Origin of the sequence: Actinomadura montaniterrae (assembly GCF_008923365.1) — a bacterium.
GTDB lineage: Bacteria > Actinomycetota > Actinomycetes > Streptosporangiales > Streptosporangiaceae > Spirillospora > Spirillospora montaniterrae.
In genome coordinates this window covers 1-7,057 of sequence record NZ_WBMR01000351.1, presented here as the reverse complement: position 1 = coordinate 7,057, position 7,057 = coordinate 1, and the positions used below count along the sequence as shown (strand labels likewise).

Genomic DNA, 7,057 nt, shown 5'->3' with positions numbered 1-7,057 from the left:
GGGCCGGAACGGCCGCCGCGGCGCTGGCCGCGGGCGCCTGGACGGTCTCCACCGCCCGGTTCGCGCTCCAGCGCGTCCGGCCCGGGCCCCGGACGCCCGGCGAGGCGCTGAAGATGGCGGTGACCAGCGCGGTCATCCCGCCCGCCGCCGTCGCGCACCGGATCAGGGGGCTGCTGACGCACCGCGACGCCCGGCCGTGGGCCGGGCCGTGGGTCGTGCTGTTCGACCGCGACGACACCCTCATCCGCGACGTCCCGTACAACGGCGACCCCGCGCTGGTCGAGCCGATGCCGGGCGCGCGGCGCGCCCTGGACCGGCTGCGCCGGCACGGCGTGCGGATCGGCGTGGTGTCCAACCAGTCGGGGGTGGCGAAGGGGCGCATCACCGCCAGCGACGTCCGGCGCGTCAACGCGCGGGTCGAGGAGCTGCTCGGACGCATCGACGTGTGGGAGTTCTGCCCCCACGACGGCGACGACGGGTGCGAGTGCCGCAAGCCCCGGCCGGGGATGATCGAGCGCGCCGTGCGGCGGCTCGGCGCGCTGCCGTCCGACTGCGCCGTCATCGGCGACATCGGCCGCGACATCGAGGCCGCGGCGGCGGCCGGTGCCCGGGGCATCCTGGTGCCGACCGTCCGCACCCGGCCCGCGGAGATCGCGCGGGCGCTGGAGACGGCGCCGAGCCTCGGCGCCGCCGTCGATCTGGTCCTCGGCGGAAGGCGGGCGCGATGAGGGTGCTGCTGGCACGCCAGGACAACCTCGGCGACGTGCTGCTCGCCGGGCCCGCCGTCCGGGCGGTCGCGGCGCGGGCCGACGAGGTCGTGCTGCTGTGCGGGCCGCGCGGCCGCGCCGCCGCCGACCTGCTGCCCGGCGTGGACGAGGTCATCGAGTGGCGCGCGCCCTGGATCGACCCGGAACCGGACCCGGTCGACCGGGCCGACATCGAGGCGGCCGTCGCGAAGCTGGCGGGCTTCGACCGGGCGCTGATCCTCACCTCCTTCCACCAGTCGCCGCTGCCGCTCGCGCTGCTGCTGCGGCTCGTCGGCACCCCGTGGATCGGCGGCATCAGCGAGGACTACCCCGGCTCCCTGCTGGACCTGCGGCACCGTCCCGAAGGCGACGTGCCCGAACCGCTGCGGATGCTGGCCCTCGCCGAGGACGCCGGGTTCCCCGCGCCCGCCGACACCCGGCTCCGCGTGCGCGAACCGCTGCCCGACACCGACCACCTCACCGGCGGCGCCGGTTACGTGGTGGTGCATCCGGGGACGTCCGTCCCCGCGCGGGCCTGGCCGCCGGAGCGGTGCGCCGAGGCCGTCCGGCTGCTGCGCGCCGCCGGCCACCGGGTCGTGGTGACCGGGCACGGCGAGGAGAAGGAGCTCACCGCGCTGGTCGCCGGGGAGGACGGCCTCGACCTCGGCGGGCGCACCGCCCTGCCGGAACTCGCGTCCGTGCTGCACGGCGCCCGCGCCGTCGTCGCCGGCAACACCGGCCCCGCCCACCTCGCCGCCGCCGTCGGCACCCCGGTCGTGTCGCTGTTCGCCCCGACCGTCCCCGCCGCCCGGTGGGCGCCGTTCGGCGTGCCGATGGCGCTGCTCGGCGACCAGGGCGCGCCCTGCAAGGACAGCCGCGCCCGCGTGTGCCCCGTGGAGGGCCACCCGTGCCTGGCGTCGGTCGGCGCCGACGAGGTCGCCGCGGCCGTCGAGGTCGTCGCCGCGGACCCGCGCGGCGCACCCCCGGAGGAGGCGCCCGCCCGATGAGAGTCCTGCTCTGGCACGTCCACGGCTCGTGGGCCACGTCGTTCGTGCACGGGCCGCAGACCACGCTCGTCCCCGTCACCCCCGGCAAGGGGCCCGACGGCAAGGGACGCCCCGACACCTTCACCTGGCCCGACCGCGCCGTCGAGGTCGCGCCCGAGCGGCTGCGGCACGAGGACGTCGACGTCGTCGTCCTGCAGCGCCCCCGCGAACTGCGGCTCGCCGAGGAATGGCTCGGCCGCCGCCCCGGACGCGACGTCCCCGCCGTCTACGTCGAGCACGACACCCCCCGGCGCACCCCGTCGGACGCGAGCCTGCCCGAGGAGGTCGTCCCCGACAGCCGCCACTTCCTGCACGACCGCGACGACATCCCCGTCGTGCACGTCACCCACTTCAACCAGCTGTTCTGGAACTGCGGCCGCGCCCCGACCACGGTCATCGAGCACGGGATCGTCGACCCCGGCTACCGCTGCACCGGCGACATGCCGCGCGCCGGCGTCGTCATCAACGACCCGCTGCGGCGCGGGCGCGTCGCCGGGACCGACCTGCTCGCCCGGCTCGCGGGCGCCGTCCCCCTGGACCTGTTCGGCATGAACGTCGCGGGCGTCCCGGAGGCGCTCGGCATCGCGCCGGAGTCCCTGTGGACGTTCGAGGACCTGCCGCAGGCGCGGATGCACGAGGAGCTCGCCCGCCGCCGCGTCTACGTCCACCCCTACCGGTGGACCTCGCTCGGCCTCGCCCTGATCGAGGCCATGATGCTCGGCCTGCCCGTGGTGGCGCTCGCCACCACCGAGGCGGTCGAGGCGGTGCCGCCGGAGGCCGGGGTGCTGTCCACGCGGGTCGGCACGCTGGCCGACGCCGCGCGGGCCCTGGCCGCCGACCCGCCGCGCGCCCGCCAGATGGGCAAGGAGGCGCGCGCCCACGCCGTCGAACGCTACGGCCTGCCGCGGTTCCTGCGCGACTGGGAGCGAACTCTCACGGAGGTAACGCGATGAGAATAGCCATGATCTCCGAGCACGCCAGCCCGCTGGCCGCCAAGGGCGGGCTGGGCGGAGCGGACGGCGGCGGCCAGAACGTGTTCGTCGCGGAACTGGCGGCCGAGCTCGGCCGGCAGGGCCACTACGTCACCGTGTACACGCGGCGGGACGCGCCCGCCCTGCCGCGCCGGGTGCGCCTCGCGCCCGGCGTGACGGTCGAGCACGTCCCCGCGGGCCCGGCCGAGCGGATCGCCAAGGACGACCTGCTGCCGTGGATGCGCGACTTCGGGCTCTACCTGGAGCAGCGCTGGGCCGCCGAGCCGCCGGACGTGGCGCACGCGCACTTCTGGATGAGCGGGCTCGCCGCGCTCCAGGCGTCCGCGCCGACCCTGGCGCGGCGCGTGCCGGTGGTGCAGACGTACCACGCGCTCGGCACGGTGAAGCGGCGCCACCAGGGCGGCAAGGACACGAGCCCGCCGTCGCGCCTGGAGCTGGAGCGCGCGATCGGGTTGTCCGCCGAAGCGGTCATCGCCACCTGCGCCGACGAGGTCGCGGAGCTGACCGCGATGGAGGTGCCGCGCGAGCGGATCTCGGTGGTGCCCTGCGGCGTCGACCTCGGGCTGTTCACCCCGGACGGGCACCGCTCGGACGGCCGGGAGCGGCACCGGCTCGTCGTGCTGTCGCGGCTCGTCGAGCGCAAGGGCGTGGACACCGCGATCCGGGCGCTGGCGCACCTGCCGGACGCCGAGCTGGCCGTCGCCGGCGGGCCGCCGCGCGGCGACCTGGACGGCGACGCCGAGGTGCGGCGGCTGCGGCGCGTCGCGCAAGAAGCGGGCGTCGCAGGGCGGGTGGAGTTCCTCGGCCGGCTCGTCCGCGAGGACGTCCCGCCGCTGCTGCGTTCGGCGAGCCTGGTGGTGACGCTGCCCTGGTACGAGCCGTTCGGCATGGTGCCGCTGGAGGCGATGGCGTGCGGCGTCCCGGTCGTGGCGAGCGCCGTCGGCGGCCATCTGGACACCGTCGTGGACGGCGCCACCGGCGTGCTGGTCCCGCCGCGCGACCCGGAGGCGGCGGCCGCCGCGATCCGGGCGCTGCTGGACGACCCGGCTGGCCGCGCCGCGATGGGCTTCGCGGCGGGCGACCGGGCCCGGGAGCGCTACTCCTGGGCGCGCGTCGCCGCCGACACGGCCGGCGTCTACGAGCGCGCCGCGGCGCTGAGCGGGGTCGCCGCATGACGACGACTACGCAACGGATCGCGCGGACGCGCACCGCCACGGCGCAGGACCGGCGCCTGGAGGCGCTCGCCGAGGCGGCGCTGGAGTTCCGCGCGCAGGTCCCCACCATCGAGGCGTGGGGCCGCCGGCTCGCGGGCGTCCTGCGCGCCGGCGGGCGGCTGCTCGCCTGCGGGAACGGGGGCAGCGCCGCCGAGGCGCAGCACCTGACCGCCGAGCTCGTCGGCCGGTTCGAGGACGAGCGCCGGCCGCTGTCGGCGATCCCGCTGCACGGCGACACCTCGTCGGTCACCGCGATCGGCAACGACTACGGCGCGGCGCACGTGTTCGCCCGGCAGGTGCACGCGCACGGCCGCCCGGGCGACGTGCTGGTGTGCCTGTCGACCAGCGGCCGCAGCCCCAACGTGATCGCCGCGGCGGACCGGGCGCGCGAGCTCGGGCTGACGGCGTGGGCGGTCACCGGGCCGGGCCCGAACCCGCTCGCCGACGCCTGCCACGACGCGATCACCGTGCGGGCCGGCGCGACCTCGACCGTCCAGGAGATCCACCTCGCCGCGGTGCACCTGCTGTGCGGGGTGGTCGACGACGCCTTGGGGGTGAATCGATGACCGCACCGCTGGTGGTGGTGGGCGACGTGCTGCTCGACGTCGACATCGTCGGGACGAGCAGCCGGCTGTGCCCGGACGCGCCCGTCCCGGTCGTCGAGCAGGCGGAGGAGCACGCCCGGCCCGGCGGCGCCGGGCTGGCCGCGCTGCTGGCGGCGGCCGGCGGCCGGGAGGTCGTGCTCGTCACCGCGCTCGCCGACGACGAGCCGGGGCGGCGGCTGCGCGCCATGCTGGAGCGGCACATGGAGGTCGCCGCGTTCCACCTGCACGGCGGCACGCCCTGCAAGCTGCGGATCCGGTCGGGAGACCAGTCGGTGGCGCGCCTGGACGCCGGGGAAGGGCAGGCCCTCGACGGGCCCGTCGGCCCGCGCGTCACCGACGCGATCGCGGGGGCCGGCGCGGTGCTGGTCTCCGACTACGGGCGCGGGGTGACCCGGCACCGCGCCGTCCGGTCGCTGCTGAGCGCGCTGCCGCGCGGCGTCCCGGTCGTGTGGGACCCGCATCCGCGCGGCGAGCCGCCGGTGCCGGGCACGCGGCTGCTCACCCCGAACGAGGAGGAGGCCGCGCGGCTGGCGGCCGCGGACGGGGCCGACATCACCGGGTTCGGGCTGTCGGCGGCGGGCCGCCGCGGCCGGCACCTCGGCCGATCGTGGGGCATCGAGGGCGTCGCGATCACGCTCGGGGCGGAGGGCGCGCTGCTGTGCGACGGGTCGGAAGCGCCGTTCCTCGCACCCGCCGAGCCGGCCCGCGGCGACGCCTGCGGCGCCGGCGACAGCTTCGCCGCCGGGACGGTCGAGGCGCTCGCGGACGGGGCGTCGCTGCCCGGCGCCGTCACCGCCGGCGTGCGGCGCGCGTCGGACTACGTCCGGGCGGGCGCGGCGGCGGCCGTCGCGGCGCAGCTCGCCGAGTCCGGCACGGCCCGGCTCGTCCCCGAGCGCGGGGAGGACGCCTGGGACGTCGTCGAGCGGACGCGGCGGGCGGGCGGCACGGTCGTGGCGACCGGCGGCTGCTTCGACCTGCTGCACGCCGGGCACGTGAGCATGCTGCAGCAGGCCCGGCGGCTCGGCGACTGCCTGATCGTGTGCGTCAACTCCGACGCCTCGGTGCGCCGCCGCAAGGGCCCGACCCGGCCGGTGACGCCGGCCGCGGACCGCGTCCGGGTGCTGGAGGCGCTCAGCGACGTGGACGCCGCGGTCGTGTTCGACGACGACACCCCGGCGCCGCTCCTGGAGCGGCTGCGCCCCGACGTCTGGGTCAAGGGCGCCGACTACGCCGGGACGATCCTGCCCGAGGCCGAGACGGTCCGGGCGCACAACGGAGAGGTGGTCCTGCTGCCTCTGCTGGAAGGGCGCTCCACCACGCGCCTGCTGTCCACCACGAAGGGAAACGCGTCATGAACGTCCTCATCACCGGCGGTGCCTCCGGACTCGGCGCGGCCGTCGCGCGCAAGGTCGCCGAGGACGGGGGACGGCCCCTCATCCTCGACCGGCACCCCCCGAAGGAGGACTTCGAGCACATGCAGGCGGACCTGGCGGACCGGCGCTGCGCCGAGCGCGCCGTGCACGGGCTCGCGCGCGCGGCGGGCGGCCTCAATGCGGTCGTCACAGCCGCCGGCACCGACGCGTGCGGCACCCTGTGCGACGTGCCCGCCGAGGACTGGGAGCGGGTCGTGCAGGTGAACCTGCTCGGCACCGCCGCGGTCGTCCGCGCCGCGCTCCCCTACCTGGAGAACGAGCCGAGCGGGCGGATCGTCACGGTCGCGTCGACGCTCGGGCTGCGGGCGCTGAGCGACGCCACGGCGTACTGCGCGTCCAAGTTCGGCGTCGTCGGGTTCACGCGCGCGCTGGCCGCGGAGATGGCCGGGAAGGTCGCCGTCACGATGATCGTGCCGGGCGGGATGGACACCGCGTTCTTCGACGACCGCACCGAGCAGTACAAGCCGGGCCCGGACGCCCAGCTGAACCGGCCGGAGGACGTCGCCGCGGCGATCGCGTTCGCGCTGCGGCAGCCGCCCGGCTGCGAGGTGCGGGAGATGGTCGTCTGCCCGTCGAAGGAGCCCTCGTGGCCGTGACGGCCGCGCGCCGCGCGCTGGTGCTGCGGGCGCTCGGGCTGGGCGACCTGCTCACCGCGGTGCCCGCGCTGCGGGCGCTGCGGCGCGGCATGCCCGGCGCGCGGATCACGCTCGCGGCACCGCCGGCGCTGGCGCCGCTGGCGCAGGCCACGGGCGCGGTCGACGACGTCCTTCCGGCGGACTCCGGGCTCGGCCCGCTGCCGCCTTCGGGGCCGGTGGACGCGGCCGTCAACCTGCACGGCCGCGGGCCGCAGAGCCACCGGGTGCTGGCGGCACTGCGGCCCGCCCGGCTGCTGGCGTTCGCGCACACCGGCGCGCTGCACACCGACGGGCCGGACTGGGATCCGGGCGAGCACGAGGTGGCGCGCTGGTGCCGGCTGGTGCGCGCCTACGGGTTCGACGCCGATCCCGACGACCTGGACCTG

The 7,057-nt window shown here is 77.4% G+C and carries 8 protein-coding genes; all 8 read left to right on the top strand.

The window, feature by feature from the left end:
* Window positions 1-728: D-glycero-alpha-D-manno-heptose-1,7-bisphosphate 7-phosphatase (locus F9B16_RS48125; RefSeq protein WP_151546965.1), on the top strand; the 728-nt coding region annotated here is incomplete at its 5' end.
* The gene (locus tag F9B16_RS48120; RefSeq protein ID WP_151546964.1) at window positions 725-1,753 is read left to right on the top strand and encodes a glycosyltransferase family 9 protein; all 1,029 of its coding nucleotides are present in this window, start codon (window positions 725-727) and stop codon (window positions 1,751-1,753) included. The genes F9B16_RS48125 and F9B16_RS48120, both read left to right, overlap by 4 nt.
* Window positions 1,750-2,745 carry a glycosyltransferase gene (locus tag F9B16_RS48115; protein WP_151546963.1) on the top strand — a complete coding sequence of 332 codons (996 nt, stop codon included), beginning with the start codon at window positions 1,750-1,752 and terminating at the stop codon, window positions 2,743-2,745. The genes F9B16_RS48120 and F9B16_RS48115 overlap by 4 nt, the downstream gene beginning before the upstream one ends.
* Before the next feature lie 8 nt (window positions 2,746-2,753).
* Entirely contained in the window at window positions 2,754-3,959 is a 1,206-nt protein-coding gene (locus F9B16_RS48110) for a glycosyltransferase (protein ID WP_225992622.1), read from the top strand.
* The gene (locus F9B16_RS48105) at window positions 3,956-4,564 is read left to right on the top strand and encodes a D-sedoheptulose-7-phosphate isomerase (RefSeq protein WP_151546961.1); all 609 of its coding nucleotides are present in this window, start codon (window positions 3,956-3,958) and stop codon (window positions 4,562-4,564) included. Before F9B16_RS48110 ends, F9B16_RS48105 begins: the two co-directional genes overlap by 4 nt.
* Entirely contained in the window at window positions 4,561-5,958 is a 1,398-nt protein-coding gene (locus F9B16_RS48100) for a PfkB family carbohydrate kinase (RefSeq protein WP_151546960.1), read from the top strand. Before F9B16_RS48105 ends, F9B16_RS48100 begins: the two co-directional genes overlap by 4 nt.
* Complete coding sequence (locus F9B16_RS48095; RefSeq protein ID WP_151546959.1) at window positions 5,955-6,632, top strand: SDR family oxidoreductase; 678 nt, start codon at window positions 5,955-5,957, stop codon at window positions 6,630-6,632. Before F9B16_RS48100 ends, F9B16_RS48095 begins: the two co-directional genes overlap by 4 nt.
* A partial coding sequence (locus tag F9B16_RS48090; RefSeq protein WP_404800597.1) for a glycosyltransferase family 9 protein occupies window positions 6,623-7,057 on the top strand: 435 nt, incomplete at its 3' end. The genes F9B16_RS48095 and F9B16_RS48090, both read left to right, overlap by 10 nt.